The following is a 19,622-nucleotide window of genomic DNA, read 5'->3' as shown; positions in this document are numbered from 1 at the left end:
ACATCCGAAACGCCCCCGTTCGGCGAGCCGCAACCATTTCCGTTCCGCCTCCCAATGACAATATCCAATAGGGTGGGTCATGACAATCTATTGAATGGTCCTGAAAACTTTTTCGGGCGGCGGATATCTCATCAAAACGATCGAACAGCCCGCCCGCAAGCGTATCGATAGATTTTTTCTATCAAACAATATTTCGTCTAATTTCAGATCATTATTACGATTCATAGGCGCGCCTACAGCGCCCCCTCCATATGGATAAGATTGCCATCCTTTCAGGCTGCGGCGTCATAGCTCATCGAGCGTCGGTGGACTTTTCCTCCCAAAGTTCGATCCCTTTCGCATCGGCCTGTTCCGCGGCGTGCGCGACCGACATTCCGTCGAGCGTCAGCGCGCCGGCGATCTCGGCCAGCGGCTTCAGCACGAATCCTCTGGAGAACAGTTCCTTGTGCGGCAGAGTGAGCTCTGGATCGTCGAGCGTGTGGTCGCCGAGGAAGAGAATATCGACGTCGATGAGGCGCGGGCCCCAGCGCCGGCTCGGCGCGCGGCCCATATCCGCCTCTATCGTCTTGACGGCGGCGAGAAGCTCGTAAGGGGAGAGCGCGGTCCAGCCGAGCGCGCAGGCGTTGGCGAAATCGCCCTGATCGAGATCGCCCCAGGGCGGCGTCCGATAAATGCGCGAGACGGCGTCGAGGCGGGCGATATCACGCTCGCCGACGAGCGCGACCGCGCGCCTTATATTCCCGGGCTTGTCGCCGAGATTGCTGCCGAATCCGAAACCGACCCGCGTCGTCGTCATGGCAGTGTTTTTCCCCCGGTCAGAGTGTCGAGCACGGCGAAGGCCGCCTTGTGCTCCGCGGCGTCATGCACGCGGAAAATCCGCGCGCCCTGCATCGCCGCGATCAGATTGGCCGCCACAGTGGCGATGAGCCGCGCGTCGACCTCCGCTCCGAGCAGCGCCCCGAACAGCCGCTTGCGCGAGACGCCGATCAGCACCGGCCGCCCGAATCGCAACAGCTCGGGGACCGCCCGCAAGGCCGCGAAATCCTGCTCGCGCGTCTTGCCGAAGCCGACGCCGGGATCGAGAATCACATGGGACTCGGGCACGCCGGCCGCCGCCGCGATCTCGAGAGAGCGCTCGAAAAAGGCGAGCATGTCCGAGACGATGTCGATGTCCGGCGCGATCTCTGCGCGATTGTGCATGGCGACGACGCCGGCGCCGGCCTCTGCGATCGCCGGGGCCATATCGCAATCGCGCTGCAAGCCCCAGATATCGTTGACGATGGTCACGCCGGCGGCGAGCGCGCGGCGCGCCGTCTGCGCCTTATAGGTGTCGATCGAGACGGGGACGCCGCTCTGCGCGACGAGCGCGTCGAGCAGCGGCTCCAGCCGCGCCCATTCCTCATCCGCCGAAAGCGGCGTATGGCCCGGCCGCGTCGATTCGGCCCCGACGTCGACGATGTCGGCGCCGTCGGCGGCGAGCCTCCTCGCCTGCGCCAGCGCCGCCTCCGGCGCGAAGAAGCGGCCGCCGTCGGAAAAGGAATCGGGCGTCACATTGACGATGCCCATAATGACCGGCCGCGCCGCGACGAGCGAAAAGAACCGCTCGCGCGACGTCTCTCTCGTCGTCGTCACTCTGGTCTCCGGAATGGTGAATGTCGCTCTAGAGTTTTTTGTTTTCACGCGTTTCCAACGCCGAACCGGCGTCCACTTCGGCTGGAGACGCTTCAGTCGTATTTGATATAGGCGAAGCGCTGATCGGTCTCGGGCGTTCCCTCGAGCGCGCCGCCCTCCTCGCCCGGCCGCCAGCAGACGACCTCCTCGATCTTGCGGGCGAGCTCGAAATCCTTGTCGGTCACGCCCTTCGCCGTATGGGTCATCAGCTTCACCTCGACCCATGCGTAGGAGGCGGCGATGTCCGGATGGTGCCAGGCGGCCTCGGCGAGATGGCCGACCGTATTGACGACCATCAGCGTGCCCTTCCAGCCATGGGTCTTGAATTTGCGGCGAATCCAGCCGTTCTCGAGCCGCCAGCGCGGCAGCTCGGCGGCGAGGCGGGCGGCGATCTCCTCTTGCGAATAAACGCGCTCCTCGGCGGCCATGGCGTCCCCCTCTCCTGCTCGCCTCCCGGGCGATCCCCCAGACGAGCTCTCGTTCCCCAGACGAGCTCTTGCCTTCGCACGCGCGGCGCCTTACTCGGCCTAGCGGCGGAATGCGCGCGAGCCCCGTTCTGCGACGGCGTGAAACCGCGCCGGGAAGCGAGATATAGCGGATAATCCGCGTAAAGTCCGAAAATGAGGCTCCATGCCGATCAGCGTGAGCGTCGTCGCCGCGGCGAGACTGCATCTCGGCTTCCTGGACATGAATGGCGCGCTCGGCCGCAAATTCGGCGGGCTCGGCCTCTCCATAGACGCGCCGGCGACGCGGCTTTCTCTGCAGCCGGCGGAAACGATGGAGGCTGCGGGTCCGGACGCCGAGCGGGCGCGCGCTCTGCTCGAGAAGGCGGTCGCCGCGCTCGCGCCCGGAAAACGCTATCGGCTGACCATCGACCGGGCGATCCCGCCGCATTCGGGACTCGGCTCGGGAACGCAGCTCGCGCTGGCGATAGCCGCCGCGCTGCGCCGCATCGAGGATCTGCCGCAGGATGTGGAGGCGGACGCCGCCCTTCTGCAACGCGGCGCGCGCTCGGGGCTCGGGGCGGGGCTGTTCACGCGCGGCGGCCTCGTCGTCGATGGCGGACGCGGCGCGACGACCACGACCCCGCCCGTCGTCTCCCGCCTCCCCTTCCCGGAGTCCTGGCGCATTCTGCTCGTGTCGGACCCGGCCGCGATCGGCCTGCATGGGGCGCAGGAGCGCAAGGCTTTCGCCGAGCTTCCGCCCTTCTCGGAGGAGGCGGCCGGAAAATTGTGCCGGCTCGTGCTGATGCAGGCGCTGCCGGCGGCGGCGGAAGGCGATTTCGCCGCTTTCGGCGCCGCGATCACGGCGATCCAGGCGATCGTCGGGGATTATTTCGCGCCGGCGCAGGGCGGCCGGCGCTTCACCAGCGCGGCGGTCGAGAGCCTGCTCGGCCGCCTGGCCCAGGCCGGCGCGACGGGCGTCGGCCAGACCTCCTGGGGGCCGACCGGCTTCGCCTTCGCGCCCGACGCGGCGGAGGCCCGCCGCCTCGAGGCGCTGGCGCGGGCCGAGGCCGAGGCGAGCGGCCTGTCGCTCGCCGTCGTCGCGGGCTCGGGTCGCGGCGCGCGCATCGACGCGGTCTACGCCACGATCGCCTGAGGCCGGCAGCGCTCACGCACCTCCGAGAACGAGCTCGAGCAGCCCTTTCATATCCTGCGCGATCTTGTCCGGCGCGACGCCGAGCTTTTCCGCCGGCAGGCCGAAGCGGTTCACCCATATGGTCGGATAGCCGAAGGCCTTGGCCCCATAGGGTCTTTCCATGTTTCATTGAAGCACGGAAAGACCCTAAGCTTTTGTTTTGACGCGTTTCCGGACGCCGAACCGGCGTCCACTTCGGCTGGAAGCGCTCTAGGCGCCCAGCTGCCGAAGGCGGCGAAGAGAATCTCCTCCTTTGCGAGTTTCAGCCGCTCCGGCCCGAGCGCATAGGCCTTCGGATCTGGCTTGTAGGTCTTGTTGACCTCCGTGCTGAGCAATTCGTCGAAATAGCCGGCGAGCCCGGCGCCTTCGGCGTTGGCCCGCAGCATCCGGCCGCTGCGTTTCATCGGGTCGGCGAGAAATTTCGTCGCGACTGCTCGCGAGAGCGCAAGATCGGTCGAGCGCGCCGCCGCCGCGGCCGCCTAGATGAGGCGCCACGGAGGAATCGGTGACGAAAACGGCGCTCGAGAATTACCATGCCCGGATGCGACGCGTGCTGGATCATATCGACCGGCATCTCGATGAAGATCTGAGCCTTTCGGCGCTCAGCGGCGTGGCGGCTTTCTCGAAGCATCACTTCCACCGGCAGTTCAGCGCGACTTTCGGCCTCTCGGCGCACCGCTATGTCCAGCTCGCCCGCATGAAGCGGGCGTCCTATCGGCTGGCCTTGCGTGACGACGCCAATGTGACCGAGATCGCCCTGGACGCCGGCTATCAGGCGCCGGACGCTTTCGCCCGCGCCTTTCGGGAGTGCGTCGGGCAAGCGCCGTCGGCGTTCCGCAAATCTCCCGATTGGGAGCCGTGGCTCGCGGCCTTGGAGCCGCTCGACCGAGCCAGGAGCACGAATATGACCTACTCCCTGAATGATGTGACCGTGAGAGAGTTTCCGGCGACGCCCGTCGCCATTCTGACGCATAGAGGCGATCCGGCGCGCGTCTATGAGACGGTGCGGCGCTTCATCGACTGGCGCAGAGCCGCAGGGCTCGGCCGCGACATCGCCGCGACCTTCACGATCTTTCCTTGCGATCCTCGCGTCACGCCGCCGGAGGACTTTCGTCTCGACCTCTGCGCCGCCACCGATCGGCCGATCGAAACCAATGCGCAGGGCGTGACCGCCGGGCTGATGCCGGGCGGACGCTGCGCGGTTCTGCGCGTCATCGGCTCCAGCGAAAATCTGGAGCGGGCGGCGCTCGCCCTCTATCGCGACTGGCTCCCTTCGAGCGGCGAGGAGCCGCGCGACGTCCCGCTGTTCTGCCAAAGGATCGCCTTCTATCCCGATGTCGGCGAGCAAGAGACCGTCACGGATCTGTTCCTGCCGATCGAATGACGGCCGCTGCGGCGGCGCCGTGTCGAAGCAGTCATCGCGCAGACGTCGCATTTCGGCTAGAAAGCTGTAACCCGAGCGCGCGGCCGGAGGGCCGAAAGACCGCGCGCGACAGCAAGCGATGGCCGCCGGACCGGTTCGAATGAAAAAAATAATAGCCGCGACGATCTCGATTCTCGTTTCGCTCTGCGCGCCCGCCGCCGCGCGCGAGGGCTTCGTCACGCCGGAACAGAGCCGCCCTCTCGAAATTCTCGCCACGCCCGCGGCGCCCGGCTCCAAGACCTCCGATGCCGAGCTCGCAGAATTGCATCGCATCGAGGCGGCGCGCACGGCCGAGGACATCGCGCGCGCCAGGGCCGACGAGGAGAATCAGACGATCTTCTTGTTCAAGACCGTTTTCGGCGACAAGTTCACCAAGGAAAACCTGCCTTCCGTCGACGCGCTCGGCGCGCGGCTGAAGGCGGAGGAATCGGCCAATACAGGCCCCGCCAAGGAGGCATTCCACCGCGTTCGGCCCTATAATGTCGACAAGACGCTGCATCCCGTGTGCAGGACCAAGTCGAAGGACGATTCCTATCCGAGCGGCCATTCGACCGTCGGCTATCTGATGGGCCTCGCGCTGATCGATCTCGTGCCGGAGCGGCGCGACGACATTCTCGCCCGGGCGGACGACTATGGCCGCAATCGCCTGGTCTGCGGCGTGCATTTCGCGAGCGATGTCGCCGCGGCGCGCCTCGTCGCCTATACGGTCCATGCGATCATGGCGCTCGATCCGGACTATCAGAAGGCGGCCACGGCCGCGCGGGCGGAGCTGCGCAACGCGCTCGGGCTCGCGCTCGCCAGATGACGGCTCGAGTGAGGCCGCCCGACGAGAAAAAGACGCGGAGCTCTGCGCTTCGCGTCCCTTCCCACTCAGTAATTGTAATAGGCGACGCAGACGCGATTGCCGTAATAGTCCCAGCCCCAGCGGGCGCATTGCTGCGGCGGGGCGGTCGCCGCGCCGACGACGGCGCCTGTCGCGGCTCCGATCGCCGCGCCCGCGAGCGTGCCGCCCGCGCGGCCGCCCGAGGCCGCGGCGCCGATCGCTGCGCCGCCCGCGCCGCCGAGCAGCGCGCCGCCCATGGCGCGCTCGCCGGGCGTGTTGCAGCCGGCGAGCGGCGCGGCCATGGCCAGCGCCGCCGCCAGTACGAAAATCTTCTTCATGGAGCGTCCTTCCCTCGTGTGAGCCCTTGCGAGGCGCCGGGCCGGCGATTTCCTCGGTCGATCGAAGCGATTCTTAGCGGCCGAGCCCGAGACAACTTTCCGAAACCGGCGAAAAAATGACTCCTACCCACGCAAGGACATATAAATTCCACGCTTTCCACGCGAATGGCAATAGTGAAGCCCTACGCGCGGGCGCGCTCTCGGCGCTTCTGCTCTTTGCGGCGTCGATGGCCGGTCCGGCGCGCGCCGGCGATTCCTATCGCTGGCTGCAGGCGACGACGGAGGGCTGGCAGGCCCGCGCGATCACGCAGAACGACGAATGTCCCGCGGCCGAGATCGACGGCCGCCCGACCGTCATGACCCCGCGCGCCCGGCCCGGGGAAGGTTTCGCGGTCACGGTCTGCGCCGCCGAAGTGCCGAAAGGCGCAAAGAGCGTCTCCATCGACGGGGCGCCTCTCCCGCCGCCGCCCGGTCGCGTCGATAAGATATTGGTGTTCGGCGACACCGGCTGCCGTCTGAAAGGCATGTTCCTGCAGGATTGCAATTCGATCCGGGCCTGGCCCTTCCGCCTCACCGCCGATATGGCGGCGGAGCTCGCGCCCGATCTCGTCATCCATGTCGGCGACTATCACTATCGCGAAAGCGGTTGCCCCTCGGGGGTGAACCGCTGCGCCGGCTCGCCGCACGGCGACAATTGGGAGGCGTGGAAGGCCGATTTCTTCGAGCCCGGCGCCGCATTGCTCCGCGCCGCGCCCTGGGTGCTGGTGCGCGGCAATCATGAAATCTGCACGCGCGCCGGCAAGGGCTGGACCCGCGCGCTCTCGCCGCTACCGCCCTCCGCCGACGGTCGATGCGTCGAACGGGAGGAAGCCTATCGGGTCGATCTCGAAAATCCGACGCTCTTCGTCCTCGACACGACAGAAGCGGAGGAACGCACCGTCGTCGGCGCGCAAGCGGACTTTCTGCGCACGCAGCTCGCCGCGGCGAAGGATGCGCCGGGACCGGTCTGGTACGCCTTCCATAAGCCGATATTCTCGCTCTTCCGATCGATGAAGGGCGAGACGCTCGGCGTGAACGAGACGCTCGCGGCGGCGGCGCACGAAGGCCTGCCGCAAAGCGTGCAGGCGATCCTCTCCGGCCATCTGCACGCTTTCGAGGCCATGAGCTATCGGGAAGATCGCCCGGCGCAATTCGTCGTCGGCGTCGGCGGAACGGCGATGGATCCGCATATCCCCGCCATTTTCGACGGAGCGACGATCGGCGCGGCGACGGTGGAGCAGGGTCGCGGCGTCGCCGCCACTTTCGGCTTCGCGATGTTCGAACGCGGCGAGGGCGAATGGCTCGTCATCAATTATGACGCCCATGCGAAGCCGCTGCTGCGCTGCCATTTGCGTGGCCGCAAGCTCGATTGCGAATGACCGAGCGTGGCTTCGCGTCTTCGCGGTTCGACCGACCACGAAGACACGAAAGAAGGCTCCCGGTCAGTGCGTCAGCGCCTGTTCGATCGCGGCGCTGACGGCGTCCACAGGCGCCATGCCGTCCACTTGCTTCAGCTCGCCCTTGCCGGCGTAATAATGCGAGACTGGCGCGGTCTGGCTGCGATAGGCCTCGAGCCGCGTCTTGAACGCTTCCGGATTATCGTCGGCGCGAACGTCTCCGCCACGGGCGATCGTCTCGTCGACGCGCTTCTTCATTCGGTCGAGCAAGGCGTTTTCGTCGACGCTGAGCTCGATTACCGCATCGAGCGTCAGCCCTTCGCGAACGAGCAGATCGTCGAGCGCCTCGGCCTGTGCGACGGTGCGCGGAAACCCGTCGAGAATGAAGCCGTTGGCGGCGTCCTTCTCCTTGATCCGCTGACCGATGATGCCGACGACGACGGAATCGGGCACCAAAGCGCCGCGATCCATGATCTCCTTGGCCTCGAGGCCGATCGGCGTCCTCGCCTCCACGGCGGCGCGCAGCATGTCGCCCGTCGAGAGCTGAGGGATCGCATATTTCGCCACGAGCCGAGCCGATTGCGTGCCCTTGCCCGCGCCCGGCGGTCCGAGCAGCACCAGTCTCATTTGCGTCGCCCGCGCAGTTTCGTCTTGCGGATCAGGCCCTCATATTGATGGGCCTGCAGATGGCCATGGATCTGCGCCACCGTGTCCATCGTCACGCTCACCACGATGAGCAGCGAGGTGCCGCCGAAATAGAAGGGCAGATTGGCGTAGGAGATCAGCATCTCCGGCAGCAGGCAGATGATCGCGAGATAGGCGGCGCCGAGCACGGTGATGCGCATCAGCACGTCGTCGATGAATTTCGCCGTCCGTTCGCCCGGCCGAATGCCGGGAATGAAGCCGCCATGCTTCTTCAGATTGTCGGCGGTCTCCGTCGGATTGAAGACGATCGCCGTGTAGAAGAAGGCGAAGAACACGATCAGCCCGACATAGGACAGCATGTAGAGCGGCCGCCCATGCCCGAAATAGGCCGAAATGGTCGCGAAGAGATTGTCCGTGCCCTGGGTCTGATAGAAATTCGCGATCGTCGTCGGTAGCAGCAGCAGCGAGGAGGCGAAGATCGGCGGAATGACGCCCGAAGTGTTGAGCTTCAGCGGCAGGAAGGACGTCTGCCCCTCATAGACGCGATTGCCGTGCTGTCGCTTCGGATAGGTGATGAGCAGCCTTCGTTGCGCCCGCTCCATATAGACGATGAAGGCGATGACGAAGAAGGACATCGCCAGCACGCCGAGGATGACGCCGGTCGAGATGGCGCCCTGCTTGCCGAGCTCCAGCGTGCTGAGGATCGCCGCCGGAAAAGCGGCGACGATGCCCGCGAAAATGATGAGCGAGGAGCCGTTGCCGATGCCGCGCGAGGTGATCTGCTCGCCGAGCCACATCAGGAACATCGTGCCGCCGACCAGCGTGACCACGGTGGTGAGGCGGAAGAACAGGCCGGGCTCGGTGACGACGCCCTGCTGTCCCTCGAGGCCGATCGCCATTCCATAGGCCTGGAATGTCGCCAGAATGACGGTGAGATAGCGCGTATATTGATTGAGGACCTTGCGGCCCTGCTCGCCCTCCTTTTTCACCTGCTCGAGCGAGGGGATCACCGTCGTCAGCAGCTGAATGATGATGGAGGCGGAGATATAGGGCATGATGTTCAGCGCGAAGATCGCGCTGCGCTGAACCGCGCCGCCGGCGAACATGTTGAACAGCTCGAGCACGCCCTTCGACTGGCCGAAGAAGCTCTTGGCGAAGGCCTCCGGGTCGATGCCGGGCAATGGCACATAAGTGCCGAGACGATAGACGATCAGCGCGCCGAGCGTGAACCAGATGCGTTTCTTGAGCTCCTCCGCCTTGCCGAAGGCTGAGAGATTGACGTTGGCCGCAAGCTGTTCGGCTGCCGATGCCATGTGCGAGGCTCCCTCGTCGCGCGCCGCGCGGTTTCTTACAACGAGCGTCGAAGCGCCGCTGCGCTGCCCGCCGCGTCGCCGCGCTCCGTTCTTGGTCCAGCTCTTGCGTGGAGCGGAACCCGGCGCTTGTTTATCGCACGATGCCGGCAAAAAAGAGCTTGGGCTCGCTTCGCCGGCTCGCACAGGCGATTCCGTATCACGACGGATGGGCGGATCGCCAGTTTTTTGGTCGATACGACTAACGACGAGGCGGCGAAAACCGCCGCCTCTTTGCGCCGCCCGGCTGTCGTGAGACCGCGCCGGGCGTCGGCGTCAGGCCGAGGCGGGCTCCGCGGCCGTGAGCAGCTTGATCGAACCGCCCGCGCTCTCGATCGCAGCGACGGCCGACTTCGACGCAGCGGCCACCTCGAAGGCGAGCTTCGCCTCGAGCTTGCCATTGCCGAGGAGCTTCACGCCGTCGCGCGGCTTGGAGACGACGCCCGCGGCGATCAGCGCCTCGACGTTCACCGGCGCGGAAACGTCGAGCTTGCCGGCCTCCACCGCCTGCTGAATGCGGCCGAGATTGACCTCGTTATAGTCGGTCGAGAAGGGGTTGTAGAACCCGCGCTTCGGCAGACGGCGATGCAGGGGCATCTGGCCGCCTTCGAAGCCCTTCACGGCGACGCCGGTGCGGGCCTTCTGGCCCTTCACGCCGCGTCCGCAGGTCTTGCCCTTGCCGGAGCCGATGCCGCGGCCGACGCGCATGCGGTTCTTGCTGGCGCCGGGATTGTCGGAGAGATCGTTGAGCTTCACCATTGTCCCGGCCCTCACTTCTCGTCGATGATTTTGACGAGATGCGCGACTTTCGCGATCATCCCGCGCACGGCGGGCGTGTCCTCGAGCGTGCGGCGACGGCCGATGCGGGTCAGGCCGAGGCCGAGAAGCGTCCTATGCTGACGCTCCGGACGCCCGATCGCGCTGCCAGTCTGCTCGACGGTGACTTTCTTCTCGCTCATCGCAATGCCTCCCCTCAGGCGTCGACGGCTTCGGCTTCGGCGCCCTGACGGCGCGCCTGCAGCGCGGAAACCTTGAGAGATCGGCGGGCGGCGACGGAACGCGGCGAATCCTCGCGCTCCAGCGCGTCGAAAGTCGCGCGGATCATGTTGTAGGGGTTCGACGAGCCCTGGCTCTTGGCGACGACGTCATGGACGCCGAGCGTCTCGAACACGGCGCGCATCGGGCCGCCGGCGATGATGCCGGTGCCGGGAGGCGCGGCGCGCAGCACGACGCGGCCCGCGCCATGGCGGCCGTTGACGTCATGGTGCAGCGTGCGGCCTTCGCGCAGCGGCACGCGGATCAGCGCGCGCTTGGCGGCTTCCGTCGCCTTGCGAATCGCCTCCGGCACCTCGCGCGCCTTGCCGTGGCCGTAGCCGACGCGGCCCTTCTGGTCGCCGACGACGACGAGCGCGGCGAAGCCGAAACGCCGGCCGCCCTTCACCACTTTGGCGACGCGGTTGATGTGGACGAGACGATCCACGAACTCGCTGTCGCGGTCGTCCCGATCCCGGTCGCGGCCGCGGCCGCCTTCTGGTTCACGAGCCATTTTCTCTTCCGTCACTTACGCGGCAATGTCGCCGCTCGCTTGGGTGTACTCCCCTCTCCCGCCTGCGGGAGAGCGTGGCCTCGCGAAGCGAGGCCGGATGAGGGCCCATGCCCCTGTTCCGACCAAGCTCCGGCGGCCCTATCCGTCACCGCTTCGCGGCGACACCTTCTCCCGCGAGCGGGAGAAGGATTTTAGAACTGCAGGCCGCCTTCGCGGGCGCCCTCGGCCAGCGCCTGCACGCGGCCGTGATAGATATAGGCGCCGCGATCGAACACCACTTCCGTGATGCCCTGGGCCGCGGCGCGCTCGGCGAGCTGCTTGCCGACGAAATGCGCCGCTTCCTTGTTGGCGCCGGTCTTCAGCGTCTCGCGATTGGCCTTCTCGAGCGTCGAGGCCGAGACGATCGTCACGCCCTTCTCGTCGTCGATGATCTGCGCATAGATCTGCTCCGAAGAGCGGAACACGGACAGACGCGGGCGGCCATAGGCGCGCGCGCGAATGCTCCGACGAACCCGGGCCCTGCGCCGGGCGGCTGCATTGACGTCCTTTGCCATGGCTCCAAGTCCTTACTTCTTCTTGCCTTCCTTGCGGAAGATGAATTCGCCGGCGTATTTCACGCCCTTGCCCTTATAGGGCTCGGGGCCGCGAAGCGCGCGGATCTCGGCGGCGACCTGGCCGACCTGGCGCTTGTCGATGCCGGAGATGGTGATCTCCGTCGGTTTGGGCGTCACGATCGCGATGCCGGCCGGAATCGGATAGTTCACGTCGTGCGAATAGCCGAGCGCGAGCTGCAGATTCTTGCCGGCGACCGCGGCGCGATAACCGACGCCGTTGATCTCGAGCTTCTTCTCGAAGCCGGCGGTCACGCCGACGACGAGATTGTTCACCTGGGCGCGCGACGTGCCCCACAGCGCGCGAGCGCGCTTGCTGGTCGAACGCGGATCGACCTTGATCGCATTGCCTTCCTGAGTCACCGCGACATCGTCGGGAACCCGGAACTGCAGCTCGCCCTTCGCGCCCTTCACCTGCACGAGCTGGCCGTCGACCTTGGCGGTCACGCCGGCCGGCATGATGACGGGCTTCTTGCCGATACGAGACATGGTTGAAGTCCTATCTCAATTCCTGCGAGCTTCGGTCAGAAGACCTTGGCCAGCACCTCGCCGCCGACATTGTTCTCGCGGGCCTTGTGATCGGCCATGACGCCCTTGGGCGTCGACACGATGGTGATGCCGAGGCCATTGGCCACGCGCGGCGTCTTGTCGACGCCCGCATAGACGCGGCGGCCCGGACGCGAGACGCGCTCGATCGTCTTGATGACCGGCTCGCCGTCGAAATATTTCAGCTCGATCTCGAACTCGGTGCGGCCATTGCCGAAATCCGTGGTCGTATAGCCGCGGATGTAGCCTTCTTCCTTCAGCACGTCGAGCACATGGGCGCGCAGGCGCGAGCCCGGCGTCGAGACCTTGTCCTTGCGGCGCAGCTGCGCATTGCGGATGCGGGTGAGCAGATCGCCCAACGGATCGCTGATCGACATTTGCTCTCTCCCTTACCAGCTGGACTTGACGAGACCGGGGATGAGGCCGCGCGAGCCGAGCTCGCGCAGCGCGACGCGCGACAGCTTGAGCTTGCGGTAGAAGGCGCGCGGACGTCCCGAGACCTCGCAGCGGTTGCGAATGCGGATGGCCGCCGAATTGCGCGGCAGCTCGGCGAGCTTGAGCCGCGCCTCGAACCGCTCTTCCGCCGTCAGCGCCTCGTCATTCGCCTTGGCTTTCAGCCGCGCCCTGCGGCCCGCATAGGCCTTGGCGAGCTTCGCCCTGCGCTTGTTGGTCTCGATCGAACTCTTCTTGGCCATTGTCTATGCCTTCGGTTTCCGCGTTTGAGACGAGAGTTTCGTCTCACTGCCGGAACGGGAAATTGAACGCGCGCAGGAGCGCGCGCGCCTCGTCGTCCGTCTTCGCCGTCGTCACGACGATGACGTCCATGCCGAGAATCGACTCGGCCTTGTCATAGTCGATCTCCGGGAACACGATATGCTCCTTGATGCCGAGGGCGTAGGAGCCGCGTCCGTCGAAGGACTTGGGGTTCAGGCCGCGGAAATCGCGAACGCGCGGCAGCGCGATCGTGATCAGGCGGTCCAGAAACTCGTACATGCGCGTCTTGCGCAGCGTGACCTTGGCGCCGATCGGCATGTTCTCACGCACCTTGAAGGTCGAGATCGCCTTGCGGGCCCGCGTCACCACCGGCTTCTGACCGGCGATGAGGCCGAGATCGGCGGCCGCGGCGGTCACCTTCTTGCTGTCGTTGACCGCTTCGCCGACGCCCATGTTCAGCACGATCTTCTCGATCGCCGGCACTTCGAAAGCGTTCTTATAGCCGAACTCCTCCATGAGCTTGGCGCGAACCACTTCCTCATAGTGCTTCTTGAGCCGCGGCGCGAAAGGCCCGTCGGGAAGCGACTTGGCCACGGCGCGGCGCCCCTCGCCGTCTTCGGCGGCGGCGGACTTCGGAGCGGCCTTCGGCTTGCCGGCCTTCTTGGCCTCGCCTTCCGCCTTCGGAGCCTTGGCGGCTTTCGGCTTCTTTTCCTCAGCCATCGATCTGTTCTCCGGAACGCTTGGCGATGCGGACCTTGCGGCCGTCATCGAGAATCTTGAAACCGACGCGCGTCGGCTTGCCGTCCTTGGGATCGGCGACCGCGAGATTGGAGAGGTCGAGCGACGCCGCCTTGGTGACGATGCCGGCCTCCTGCGTGCGGGTCTGGCGCTGGTGGCGCTTGACGAGATTGACTCCCTCGACGACGGCGCGACCTTCCGTCGGCAGCACCTGGATCACCTGACCCGTGCGGCCCTTGTCGCGACCGGCGAGAACGACGACCTTGTCGCCTTTCTTGATTTTCGCGGCCATCACAGCACCTCCGGCGCGAGCGAAATGATCTTCATATGGTTCTTGGCGCGCAGCTCGCGCGGCACGGGTCCGAAGATGCGCGTGCCGATCGGCTCTTTCTGATTGTTGATCAGCACAGCGGCATTGGAGTCGAAGCGGATCACCGAGCCATCGGCGCGCTTGATGTCCTTCGCCGTACGGACGACCACCGCCTTCAGCACGTCGCCCTTCTTCACGCGGCCACGCGGAATCGCCTCCTTGATCGAGACGACGATGATGTCGCCGACCCCGGCGTATTTGCGCTTGGAGCCGCCCAGCACCTTGATGCACATGACGCGGCGGGCGCCCGAGTTGTCGGCGACATCGAGATTTGTCTGCATCTGTATCATGGCTCATCCCGCCTTTCGTCTCGGTCTGGTTTCGGTTCCCCGACTTCGTCCGAGAAAACCATTTCTCAATTCTCGCTCTGGTGAGGCCTTACTTGGCGACGGCCTCGAGGACCCGCCAGCGCTTCAGCCTCGAGATCGGCGCCGTCTCCTCGATCGTCACCTCGTCGCCGACGTGGAACTTCTGCTCCTCGTCATGCGCGTGGTAATTCTTCGTGCGACGCACCGTCTTCTTGAACAGCGGATGGGTGAAGCGACGCTCCACCTTCACCACCACGGTCTTGTTCTGCTTGTCGCTGACGACGACGCCCTGGAGAATCCGCTTCGGCATTGGCGCTCTCTCAACTCTGTTGTTCAGCGCGCTTCTGCGCGGCGATGGATTTGGCGCGGGCGATATCGCGACGAACGACGCGCACGCGCGCGGTGTTCTCGAGCTGGCCGGTCGCCCGCTGGAAGCGCAGGTTGAACTGCTCCTTCTTCAGCTTCAGCACTTCCTCGTCGAGCAGATCGAGAGAGAGGGCGCGAAGATCGGAGACGCGTTGCTTGTTCGTGCTCATGGTCGCAATCCTCACTCGGCGATGCGCTCGACGAAACGCGTCTTGATCGGCAGCTTCGCTGCGGCGAGCGTCAAGGCTTCGCGCGCGAGCTCGCCGGAGACGCCGTCGACCTCGAACATGATGCGGCCGGGCGCGACGCGCACGGCCCAGAGCTCCGGCGCGCCCTTGCCCTTACCCATGCGCACTTCGGTCGGCTTTTTGGAGACCGGCACATCGGGGAAGATTCGGATCCACACGCGGCCGGCGCGCTTCATATGGCGCGTCATGGCGCGGCGGGCCGCCTCGATCTGGCGCGCGGTTATGCGCTCCGGCTCGAGGGCCTTGAGGCCGAACTGCCCGAAGTTCAGCGAAAAGCCGCCCTTGGCGTTTCCGTGGATGCGGCCCTTGAAGGCCTTGCGGAACCTGGTGCGTTTGGGTTGCAACATGATGTCGAACTCTCGAAATTAGGCCGCGTCGCGCGGTTCGCGCGGCTCGCGGCGACGACGCTCGCCATGGTGTTCGCGCTCTCCGCCGCCGGCGGCCTGCTCGGCCTGGCGTTTGTCCTGCGCCATCGGATCATGCTCGAGGATCTCGCCCTTGAAGATCCAGACCTTGATGCCGCAGGCGCCATAGGCGGTGTGAGCGGTGGCGACGCCGTAATCCACATCGGCGCGCAGCGTATGCAGCGGCACGCGGCCCTCGCGATACCATTCGAGGCGCGCGATCTCCGCGCCGCCGAGACGGCCCGAGCAATTGATGCGAATGCCCTGCGCGCCGAGGCGGATCGCCGATTGCACCGCGCGCTTCATCGCGCGGCGGAAGGCGACGCGGCGCTCGAGCTGCTGCGCGATCGAATCGGCGACGAGCGTCGCCTCGACCTCGGGCTTCCTCACCTCGACGATGTTGATGACCACCTCGCTGCCGGTCAGCTTGCCGACCAGCTTGCGAATCTTGTCGATGTCCGCGCCCTTCTTGCCGATGACGACGCCCGGACGGGCCGAATGGATCGTCACGCGGCACTTCTTGTGCGGACGCTCGATGACGATCCGCGACACCGCCGCCTGCTTCAATTGCTTGGCGACCGCCTCGCGAATTGCGAGATCCTCGTGCAGGAGCTTCGCATATTCGCCCTTATTGGCGAACCAGCGCGAATCCCAGGTGCGGTTGACGCCGAGGCGCAGCCCGATCGGATTGACCTTCTGACCCATCTAAAGGCTCCCTTTAGGCTTTCGCCGGCGTTTCGACTTCGCGGACGATGATCGTCAAATTCGCGAAGGGCTTCTCGATGCGGCTCGACCGTCCGCGGGCGCGGGCGGCGAAGCGCCGCATGACGAGCGACTTGCCGACGAAGGCCTGCGCGACGATCAGATCGTCGACGTCGAGGCCGTGATTGTTCTCCGCGTTGGCGATGGCGCTCTCCAAGGTCTTCTTCACCTCGTGAGCGATGCGCTTGCGCGAGAATTCGAGATCGGCGAGCGCGCGATCGACCTTCTTGCCGCGGATGAGCTGAGCGAGAAGATTGAGCTTCTGCGGGGACACGCGCAGCGTGTTGGCCACGGCTTTCGCCTCATTGTCGGCCAGCGCGCGCGGATTGCTCGGCTTGGACATCGGAATCAGCCCCTCTTCGACTTCTTGTCCGCCGCGTGACCATGAAAGGTGCGGGTCGGAGAGAATTCGCCGAATTTATGCCCGATCATGTCTTCGCTGACCGAGACGGGCACATGCTTGTGGCCATTGTGCACGCCGAAGGTGAGGCCCACGAACTGCGGCAGAATGGTGGAGCGACGGCTCCAGATCTTGATGATGTCGTTGCGTCCCGAAGCGCGCGCGGTCTCCGCCTTCTTCAGCAGATAGCCGTCGACGAACGGGCCTTTCCAGATAGAGCGAGCCATGGATCAGCCCTTCTTCTTCTTGGCGTGCCGCGAGGACACGATGAATTTGTCGGTCTTCTTGTTCGTGCGGGTCTTCTTGCCCTTGGTCGGCTTGCCCCAGGGCGTGACCGGGTGACGGCCGCCCGAGGTGCGGCCCTCGCCGCCGCCGTGCGGATGGTCGACCGGGTTCATGGTGACGCCGCGATTGTGCGGGCGACGGCCGAGCCAGCGCGAACGACCCGCCTTGCCGAGCGAGATGTTCATGTGATCCGGATTGGACACGGCGCCGATGGTCGCGAAACACTGGCCGTGCACGAGACGCTGCTCGCCCGAATTCAGGCGGATGATCACATAGCCCTGGTCGCGGCCGACGATCTGCGCGTAATTGCCCGCGGAGCGCGCGATCGCGCCGCCCTTGCCGATCTTGATCTCGACATTATGGACGATCGTGCCGACCGGGATGTTGCCGATCGGCATGGCGTTGCCGGGCTTCACATCGACCTGCGCGCCCGCGATCACCTCGTCGCCGACAGATAGACGCTGCGGCGCGAGAATGTAGGACAGCTCGTCATCCGCATAACGAATGAGCGCGATGAAGGCGGTGCGGTTCGGATCATATTCGATCCGCTCCACCTTGGCGGCGACGTCGAGCTTGCGCCGCTTGAAGTCGACGAGGCGATAGGCCTGCTTGTGGCCGCCGCCGCGGAAACGAACCGTCACGCGGCCGAGATTATTGCGGCCGCCCTTGGACGTCTTGCCCTCGGTGAGGGTCTTGACGGGCTTGCCCTTGTAGAGATCGCTGCGGTCGACGATGACGAGCTGGCGAAGGCTCGGCGTGACCGGCTTGAATGTCTTCAGCGCCATGGTTTTGTCCTCGAGCCTGCTCTCAAAGTCCCGTCGTCACGTCGATCTTATGGCCTTCGGCCAGAGTGACGATCGCCTTCTTCACATCCGACTGCCGGCCGCGCACGCCCTTGAAGGCGCGCAGCTTGCCTTTGCGCAGCAGCGTGTTGACCGCTTCGACCTTCACATCGAACAGCCCTTCCACCGCCGCTTTGATCTGCGGCTTGGTGGCGGTCCGCGCGACATTGAAGACCACCTTGTTCTGCTCCGAGGCGATCGTCGCCTTCTCGGTGATGACCGGCGAGACGATCACGTCGTAATGGCGCACATCCTTGCTCATTTCAGGCGCGCCTCCAGCGCATCGATCGCCGCGCGGGTCAGCACCAGCTTCTCACGGCGCAGAATGTCGTAGACATTGACGCCCTGGACCGGCAGCACATCGATCCGCGGCAGATTGCGCGCCGCCAGCGCGAAATTCACCTGCGGCTCGGCGCCGTCGATGATGAGCGCGCTGGAAAGCCCGGTCTTGTCGAAGCCGGCCTTCAGGAGCTTGGTCTTCGGCTCGGAGAGCGAGGCGCTCTCCCAGACGATGATGGCGCCGTCCTTGGCTTTCGCCGAGAGCGCGTGTTTCAGAGCGAGAACACGAACCTTCTTGGGCAGGTCGTGCTCATGGCTGCGCACCACCGGACCGAAGGCGCGGCCGCCGCCGATGAATTGCGGCGCGCGCCGCGATCCGTGACGGGCGCCGCCCGTGCCCTTCTGCTTATGCAGCTTCTTGCCGGTGCGGGCGATATCCGCGCGGTTCTTCACCGCATGCGTGCCCGCCCGCCGCTTGGCGAGCTGCCAGCGGATCATGCGGAAGATGAGATCCTGGCGCGGCTCGAGCCCGAAAATCTCGTCCGCCAGCTCGATCGAGCCGGCCTCCTGGCCGTCGTACGACGTGACGCTGATCTGCACCACGGCTCAGTCCTCCTTCTTGTCTTCTTGCGCGGCGGAAGCTTCCGCCAGACGATATTTGCCGGGCTGCGGCGCCTCGGCCGGCAGCGCCCGCTTCACCGCGTCGCGCACAAAAATCCAGCCGCCGGCGTGTCCGGGCACCGAGCCCTCGACCAGCAGCAGGCCGCGCTCGACGTCGGTCTGCACGACGCGCAGATTCTGCGTGGTCACGCGATCGACGCCCATATGGCCGGCCATTTTCTTGTTCTTGAAGGTCTTGCCGGGGTCCTGACGGCCGCCGGTCGAACCATGCGAACGATGCGAGATCGACACGCCGTGAGTGGCGCGCAGACCGCCGAAGTTCCAGCGCTTCATCGCGCCGGCGAAGCCCTTGCCGATCGTCGTGCCGGTCACGTCGACGAATTGGCCGACGACGAAATGATCGGCGGTGATCTCGGCGCCGACCGGCAGCAGCTCCGCCTCCTCGACGCGGAACTCGGCGAGCTTCAGCTTCGGCTCGACCTTGGCGACGGCGAAACGGCCGCGCTCGGCCTTGGAGACATTCTTCACCTTGGCGCGGCCGATGCCGAGCTGCACGGCGGTGTAGCCGTTCTGCTCCTTGGTCCGATGGGCGACGACTTGGCAGCCGTCGAGCTTCAGCACCGTGACCGGCACATGCTCGCCCGCTTCGGTGAAGACGCGGGTCATTCCGACCTTTTGCGCGATGACGCCAGACCGCATGATCTCTTCCTTCGAAAGGCGCATCGCTCTTCAATCGCGAGAGGCGCCCGGTTCATTCTTGTCTTTAGAGCTTGATTTCGACGTCCACGCCGGCGGCGAGATCGAGCTTCATCAGCGCGTCCACCGTCTGCGGCGTCGGATCGACGATATCGAGCACGCGCTTATGCGTCCTGATCTCGAACTGCTCGCGCGATTTCTTGTCGATATGCGGCGAGCGGTTCACCGTGAATTTCTCGATCTTGGTCGGCAGCGGGATCGGGCCCCGCACCTGCGCGCCCGTGCGCTTGGCGGTGGAGACGATCTCCTTCGTCGACGTATCGAGAATCCGGTGATCGAACGCCTTCAGGCGAATCCGGATGTTCTGTCCGTTCATCAGCGTCTTCCTCTTGGACCGCGAGCCGGCCGCTCGCCCTGGACCGCGAGCCTCGATGGCGCGCGGTCCGCTATTCGAATGCGAGGCGAGACGCCTCGCGGTCCAAATTCCTTATTCGATGATCGAGGCGACGACGCCGGCGCCGACGGTGCGGCCGCCTTCGCGAATGGCGAAACGCAGCTTCTCC

At 65.6% G+C, this 19,622-nt stretch carries 32 protein-coding genes and 1 pseudogene; 4 read left to right on the top strand and 29 right to left on the bottom strand.

All coding sequences use genetic code 11. From position 1 onward, the window contains the following. Positions 1 to 292: 292 nt before the first annotated feature. From folK to Mspo_RS18220, 3 genes are all read right to left on the bottom strand, one after another. Positions 293 to 796, bottom strand: a complete 504-nt coding sequence (gene folK, locus Mspo_RS18230; RefSeq protein WP_159732413.1) for a 2-amino-4-hydroxy-6-hydroxymethyldihydropteridine diphosphokinase — start codon at positions 794 to 796, stop codon at positions 293 to 295. Further along, positions 793 to 1,566 carry a dihydropteroate synthase gene (gene folP / locus Mspo_RS18225; protein ID WP_201281747.1) on the bottom strand — a complete coding sequence of 258 codons (774 nt, stop codon included), beginning with the start codon at positions 1,564 to 1,566 and terminating at the stop codon, positions 793 to 795. The genes folK and folP overlap by 4 nt, the downstream gene beginning before the upstream one ends. Positions 1,567 to 1,724: 158 nt before the next feature. Then, on the bottom strand, positions 1,725 to 2,099 hold the full coding sequence (locus Mspo_RS18220) for a 4a-hydroxytetrahydrobiopterin dehydratase (protein ID WP_159732407.1): 375 nt from the start codon (positions 2,097 to 2,099) through the stop codon (positions 1,725 to 1,727). A 202-nt stretch (positions 2,100 to 2,301) separates the two neighbouring features. On the opposite strand from Mspo_RS18220, the gene Mspo_RS18215 reads away from it, so the two are divergent. Further along, the gene (locus Mspo_RS18215) at positions 2,302 to 3,270 is read left to right on the top strand and encodes a beta-ribofuranosylaminobenzene 5'-phosphate synthase family protein (protein ID WP_159732404.1); all 969 of its coding nucleotides are present in this window, start codon (positions 2,302 to 2,304) and stop codon (positions 3,268 to 3,270) included. Between the two features lie 12 nt (positions 3,271 to 3,282). On the opposite strand, the gene Mspo_RS18210 is transcribed toward Mspo_RS18215, so the two are convergent. After that, the gene (locus Mspo_RS18210) at positions 3,283 to 3,432 is read right to left on the bottom strand and encodes a hypothetical protein (RefSeq protein WP_201281746.1); all 150 of its coding nucleotides are present in this window, start codon (positions 3,430 to 3,432) and stop codon (positions 3,283 to 3,285) included. Positions 3,433 to 3,850: 418 nt separating this feature from the next. Here Mspo_RS18210 and Mspo_RS18205 point away from each other — a divergent pair, with 418 nt between their 5' ends. Both Mspo_RS18205 and Mspo_RS18200 read left to right on the top strand, forming a co-directional pair. Next, on the top strand, positions 3,851 to 4,693 hold the full coding sequence (locus Mspo_RS18205; protein WP_159732425.1) for a GyrI-like domain-containing protein: 843 nt from the start codon (positions 3,851 to 3,853) through the stop codon (positions 4,691 to 4,693). Positions 4,694 to 4,832: 139 nt separating this feature from the next. Continuing rightward, positions 4,833 to 5,537, top strand: coding sequence for a phosphatase PAP2 family protein (locus Mspo_RS18200; RefSeq protein WP_159732401.1), 705 nt, complete (start codon positions 4,833 to 4,835; stop codon positions 5,535 to 5,537). A 65-nt stretch (positions 5,538 to 5,602) separates the two neighbouring features. Here Mspo_RS18200 and Mspo_RS18195 read toward each other — a convergent pair whose 3' ends face one another. Beyond that, complete coding sequence (locus tag Mspo_RS18195; RefSeq protein ID WP_159732398.1) at positions 5,603 to 5,893, bottom strand: hypothetical protein; 291 nt, start codon at positions 5,891 to 5,893, stop codon at positions 5,603 to 5,605. Between the two features lie 116 nt (positions 5,894 to 6,009). On the opposite strand from Mspo_RS18195, the gene Mspo_RS18190 reads away from it, so the two are divergent. Further along, positions 6,010 to 7,311 (top strand): metallophosphoesterase, encoded by a 1,302-nt coding sequence (locus Mspo_RS18190; RefSeq protein ID WP_159732395.1) that lies wholly within the window; start codon positions 6,010 to 6,012, stop codon positions 7,309 to 7,311. A 63-nt stretch (positions 7,312 to 7,374) separates the two neighbouring features. On the opposite strand, the gene Mspo_RS18185 is transcribed toward Mspo_RS18190, so the two are convergent. The 24 genes and pseudogenes from Mspo_RS18185 to Mspo_RS18070 all read right to left on the bottom strand — a co-directional run. After that, the gene (locus tag Mspo_RS18185; RefSeq protein ID WP_159732392.1) at positions 7,375 to 7,956 is read right to left on the bottom strand and encodes an adenylate kinase; all 582 of its coding nucleotides are present in this window, start codon (positions 7,954 to 7,956) and stop codon (positions 7,375 to 7,377) included. Next, a complete protein-coding gene (gene secY / locus Mspo_RS18180) occupies positions 7,953 to 9,287 on the bottom strand; it encodes a preprotein translocase subunit SecY (protein ID WP_159732389.1) in 1,335 nt (444 codons plus the stop codon). The genes Mspo_RS18185 and secY overlap by 4 nt, the downstream gene beginning before the upstream one ends. Before the next feature lie 312 nt (positions 9,288 to 9,599). Continuing rightward, positions 9,600 to 10,079 carry a 50S ribosomal protein L15 gene (gene rplO, locus Mspo_RS18175; protein WP_159732422.1) on the bottom strand — a complete coding sequence of 160 codons (480 nt, stop codon included), beginning with the start codon at positions 10,077 to 10,079 and terminating at the stop codon, positions 9,600 to 9,602. Between the two features lie 14 nt (positions 10,080 to 10,093). Then, entirely contained in the window at positions 10,094 to 10,282 is a 189-nt protein-coding gene (rpmD, locus tag Mspo_RS18170) for a 50S ribosomal protein L30 (protein ID WP_201281745.1), read from the bottom strand. A 14-nt stretch (positions 10,283 to 10,296) separates the two neighbouring features. Next, the gene (gene rpsE / locus Mspo_RS18165; protein WP_159732386.1) at positions 10,297 to 10,869 is read right to left on the bottom strand and encodes a 30S ribosomal protein S5; all 573 of its coding nucleotides are present in this window, start codon (positions 10,867 to 10,869) and stop codon (positions 10,297 to 10,299) included. A 191-nt stretch (positions 10,870 to 11,060) separates the two neighbouring features. After that, on the bottom strand, positions 11,061 to 11,423 hold the full coding sequence (gene rplR, locus Mspo_RS18160) for a 50S ribosomal protein L18 (protein ID WP_159732383.1): 363 nt from the start codon (positions 11,421 to 11,423) through the stop codon (positions 11,061 to 11,063). A gap of 12 nt (positions 11,424 to 11,435) precedes the next feature. Further along, positions 11,436 to 11,969, bottom strand: coding sequence for a 50S ribosomal protein L6 (gene rplF, locus Mspo_RS18155; RefSeq protein ID WP_159732380.1), 534 nt, complete (start codon positions 11,967 to 11,969; stop codon positions 11,436 to 11,438). Positions 11,970 to 12,004: 35 nt separating this feature from the next. Then, the gene (rpsH, locus tag Mspo_RS18150) at positions 12,005 to 12,403 is read right to left on the bottom strand and encodes a 30S ribosomal protein S8 (protein WP_159732377.1); all 399 of its coding nucleotides are present in this window, start codon (positions 12,401 to 12,403) and stop codon (positions 12,005 to 12,007) included. 12 nt (positions 12,404 to 12,415) lie between these two features. Further along, positions 12,416 to 12,721 carry a 30S ribosomal protein S14 gene (gene rpsN, locus Mspo_RS18145; protein ID WP_159732374.1) on the bottom strand — a complete coding sequence of 102 codons (306 nt, stop codon included), beginning with the start codon at positions 12,719 to 12,721 and terminating at the stop codon, positions 12,416 to 12,418. A 43-nt stretch (positions 12,722 to 12,764) separates the two neighbouring features. After that, the gene (gene rplE, locus Mspo_RS18140; protein WP_159732371.1) at positions 12,765 to 13,460 is read right to left on the bottom strand and encodes a 50S ribosomal protein L5; all 696 of its coding nucleotides are present in this window, start codon (positions 13,458 to 13,460) and stop codon (positions 12,765 to 12,767) included. Then, positions 13,453 to 13,770 (bottom strand): 50S ribosomal protein L24, encoded by a 318-nt coding sequence (gene rplX / locus Mspo_RS18135; RefSeq protein WP_159732369.1) that lies wholly within the window; start codon positions 13,768 to 13,770, stop codon positions 13,453 to 13,455. The genes rplE and rplX overlap by 8 nt, the downstream gene beginning before the upstream one ends. Beyond that, a complete protein-coding gene (gene rplN, locus Mspo_RS18130; protein ID WP_018266630.1) occupies positions 13,770 to 14,138 on the bottom strand; it encodes a 50S ribosomal protein L14 in 369 nt (122 codons plus the stop codon). Before rplN ends, rplX begins: the two co-directional genes overlap by 1 nt. Positions 14,139 to 14,226: 88 nt before the next feature. Beyond that, the gene (gene rpsQ / locus Mspo_RS18125) at positions 14,227 to 14,466 is read right to left on the bottom strand and encodes a 30S ribosomal protein S17 (protein ID WP_159732366.1); all 240 of its coding nucleotides are present in this window, start codon (positions 14,464 to 14,466) and stop codon (positions 14,227 to 14,229) included. Between the two features lie 10 nt (positions 14,467 to 14,476). Then, entirely contained in the window at positions 14,477 to 14,692 is a 216-nt protein-coding gene (gene rpmC / locus Mspo_RS18120; protein WP_108918351.1) for a 50S ribosomal protein L29, read from the bottom strand. Between the two features lie 11 nt (positions 14,693 to 14,703). After that, positions 14,704 to 15,117, bottom strand: coding sequence for a 50S ribosomal protein L16 (gene rplP, locus Mspo_RS18115; RefSeq protein WP_159732363.1), 414 nt, complete (start codon positions 15,115 to 15,117; stop codon positions 14,704 to 14,706). A gap of 18 nt (positions 15,118 to 15,135) precedes the next feature. Continuing rightward, positions 15,136 to 15,879, bottom strand: coding sequence for a 30S ribosomal protein S3 (gene rpsC / locus Mspo_RS18110; RefSeq protein WP_159732360.1), 744 nt, complete (start codon positions 15,877 to 15,879; stop codon positions 15,136 to 15,138). Positions 15,880 to 15,892: 13 nt separating this feature from the next. Beyond that, positions 15,893 to 16,279 (bottom strand): 50S ribosomal protein L22, encoded by a 387-nt coding sequence (gene rplV, locus Mspo_RS18105; protein ID WP_018266635.1) that lies wholly within the window; start codon positions 16,277 to 16,279, stop codon positions 15,893 to 15,895. 5 nt (positions 16,280 to 16,284) lie between these two features. After that, on the bottom strand, positions 16,285 to 16,563 hold the full coding sequence (gene rpsS, locus Mspo_RS18100) for a 30S ribosomal protein S19 (protein WP_142862433.1): 279 nt from the start codon (positions 16,561 to 16,563) through the stop codon (positions 16,285 to 16,287). Between the two features lie 3 nt (positions 16,564 to 16,566). Then, complete coding sequence (rplB, locus tag Mspo_RS18095; RefSeq protein WP_159732357.1) at positions 16,567 to 17,406, bottom strand: 50S ribosomal protein L2; 840 nt, start codon at positions 17,404 to 17,406, stop codon at positions 16,567 to 16,569. A 22-nt stretch (positions 17,407 to 17,428) separates the two neighbouring features. Beyond that, a complete protein-coding gene (locus tag Mspo_RS18090; RefSeq protein WP_159732355.1) occupies positions 17,429 to 17,725 on the bottom strand; it encodes a 50S ribosomal protein L23 in 297 nt (98 codons plus the stop codon). After that, complete coding sequence (gene rplD, locus Mspo_RS18085; protein ID WP_159732416.1) at positions 17,722 to 18,342, bottom strand: 50S ribosomal protein L4; 621 nt, start codon at positions 18,340 to 18,342, stop codon at positions 17,722 to 17,724. Before rplD ends, Mspo_RS18090 begins: the two co-directional genes overlap by 4 nt. A gap of 6 nt (positions 18,343 to 18,348) precedes the next feature. Next, positions 18,349 to 19,062, bottom strand: a complete 714-nt coding sequence (gene rplC, locus Mspo_RS18080; protein WP_159732352.1) for a 50S ribosomal protein L3 — start codon at positions 19,060 to 19,062, stop codon at positions 18,349 to 18,351. A 64-nt stretch (positions 19,063 to 19,126) separates the two neighbouring features. After that, positions 19,127 to 19,435, bottom strand: coding sequence for a 30S ribosomal protein S10 (gene rpsJ / locus Mspo_RS18075; protein WP_003613511.1), 309 nt, complete (start codon positions 19,433 to 19,435; stop codon positions 19,127 to 19,129). Positions 19,436 to 19,546: 111 nt separating this feature from the next. Then, positions 19,547 to 19,622, bottom strand: a pseudogene (locus Mspo_RS18070) (elongation factor Tu); the annotation flags it as partial.

The sequence above is a fragment of the Methylosinus sp. Ce-a6 genome (assembly GCF_009811655.1).
Taxonomy (GTDB): Bacteria; Pseudomonadota; Alphaproteobacteria; order Rhizobiales; family Beijerinckiaceae; genus Methylosinus.
Note: the sequence above shows the minus strand (reverse complement) of the source record. Positions and strands in the feature narration are given on the sequence as shown.

Coding starts and splice junctions, on each gene's coding strand:
- folK (WP_159732413.1), bottom strand. CDS start 796: ATGACGACGACGCGGGTCGGTTTCGGATTCGGCAGCAATCTCGGCGAC.
- folP (WP_201281747.1), bottom strand. CDS start 1,566: ATGGGCATCGTCAATGTGACGCCCGATTCCTTTTCCGACGGCGGCCGC.
- Mspo_RS18220 (WP_159732407.1), bottom strand. CDS start 2,099: ATGGCCGCCGAGGAGCGCGTTTATTCGCAAGAGGAGATCGCCGCCCGC.
- Mspo_RS18215 (WP_159732404.1), top strand. CDS start 2,302: ATGCCGATCAGCGTGAGCGTCGTCGCCGCGGCGAGACTGCATCTCGGC.
- Mspo_RS18210 (WP_201281746.1), bottom strand. CDS start 3,432: ATGGAAAGACCCTATGGGGCCAAGGCCTTCGGCTATCCGACCATATGG.
- Mspo_RS18205 (WP_159732425.1), top strand. CDS start 3,851: ATGCGACGCGTGCTGGATCATATCGACCGGCATCTCGATGAAGATCTG.
- Mspo_RS18200 (WP_159732401.1), top strand. CDS start 4,833: ATGAAAAAAATAATAGCCGCGACGATCTCGATTCTCGTTTCGCTCTGC.
- Mspo_RS18195 (WP_159732398.1), bottom strand. CDS start 5,893: ATGAAGAAGATTTTCGTACTGGCGGCGGCGCTGGCCATGGCCGCGCCG.
- Mspo_RS18190 (WP_159732395.1), top strand. CDS start 6,010: ATGACTCCTACCCACGCAAGGACATATAAATTCCACGCTTTCCACGCG.
- Mspo_RS18185 (WP_159732392.1), bottom strand. CDS start 7,956: ATGAGACTGGTGCTGCTCGGACCGCCGGGCGCGGGCAAGGGCACGCAA.
- secY (WP_159732389.1), bottom strand. CDS start 9,287: ATGGCATCGGCAGCCGAACAGCTTGCGGCCAACGTCAATCTCTCAGCC.
- rpmD (WP_201281745.1), bottom strand. CDS start 10,282: ATGAGCGAGAAGAAAGTCACCGTCGAGCAGACTGGCAGCGCGATCGGG.
- rpsE (WP_159732386.1), bottom strand. CDS start 10,869: ATGGCTCGTGAACCAGAAGGCGGCCGCGGCCGCGACCGGGATCGGGAC.
- rplR (WP_159732383.1), bottom strand. CDS start 11,423: ATGGCAAAGGACGTCAATGCAGCCGCCCGGCGCAGGGCCCGGGTTCGT.
- rplF (WP_159732380.1), bottom strand. CDS start 11,969: ATGTCTCGTATCGGCAAGAAGCCCGTCATCATGCCGGCCGGCGTGACC.
- rpsH (WP_159732377.1), bottom strand. CDS start 12,403: ATGTCGATCAGCGATCCGTTGGGCGATCTGCTCACCCGCATCCGCAAT.
- rpsN (WP_159732374.1), bottom strand. CDS start 12,721: ATGGCCAAGAAGAGTTCGATCGAGACCAACAAGCGCAGGGCGAAGCTC.
- rplE (WP_159732371.1), bottom strand. CDS start 13,460: ATGGCTGAGGAAAAGAAGCCGAAAGCCGCCAAGGCTCCGAAGGCGGAA.
- rplX (WP_159732369.1), bottom strand. CDS start 13,770: ATGGCCGCGAAAATCAAGAAAGGCGACAAGGTCGTCGTTCTCGCCGGT.
- rplN (WP_018266630.1), bottom strand. CDS start 14,138: ATGATACAGATGCAGACAAATCTCGATGTCGCCGACAACTCGGGCGCC.
- rpsQ (WP_159732366.1), bottom strand. CDS start 14,466: ATGCCGAAGCGGATTCTCCAGGGCGTCGTCGTCAGCGACAAGCAGAAC.
- rpmC (WP_108918351.1), bottom strand. CDS start 14,692: ATGAGCACGAACAAGCAACGCGTCTCCGATCTTCGCGCCCTCTCTCTC.
- rplP (WP_159732363.1), bottom strand. CDS start 15,117: ATGTTGCAACCCAAACGCACCAGGTTCCGCAAGGCCTTCAAGGGCCGC.
- rpsC (WP_159732360.1), bottom strand. CDS start 15,879: ATGGGTCAGAAGGTCAATCCGATCGGGCTGCGCCTCGGCGTCAACCGC.
- rplV (WP_018266635.1), bottom strand. CDS start 16,279: ATGTCCAAGCCGAGCAATCCGCGCGCGCTGGCCGACAATGAGGCGAAA.
- rpsS (WP_142862433.1), bottom strand. CDS start 16,563: ATGGCTCGCTCTATCTGGAAAGGCCCGTTCGTCGACGGCTATCTGCTG.
- rplB (WP_159732357.1), bottom strand. CDS start 17,406: ATGGCGCTGAAGACATTCAAGCCGGTCACGCCGAGCCTTCGCCAGCTC.
- Mspo_RS18090 (WP_159732355.1), bottom strand. CDS start 17,725: ATGAGCAAGGATGTGCGCCATTACGACGTGATCGTCTCGCCGGTCATC.
- rplC (WP_159732352.1), bottom strand. CDS start 19,062: ATGCGGTCTGGCGTCATCGCGCAAAAGGTCGGAATGACCCGCGTCTTC.
- rpsJ (WP_003613511.1), bottom strand. CDS start 19,435: ATGAACGGACAGAACATCCGGATTCGCCTGAAGGCGTTCGATCACCGG.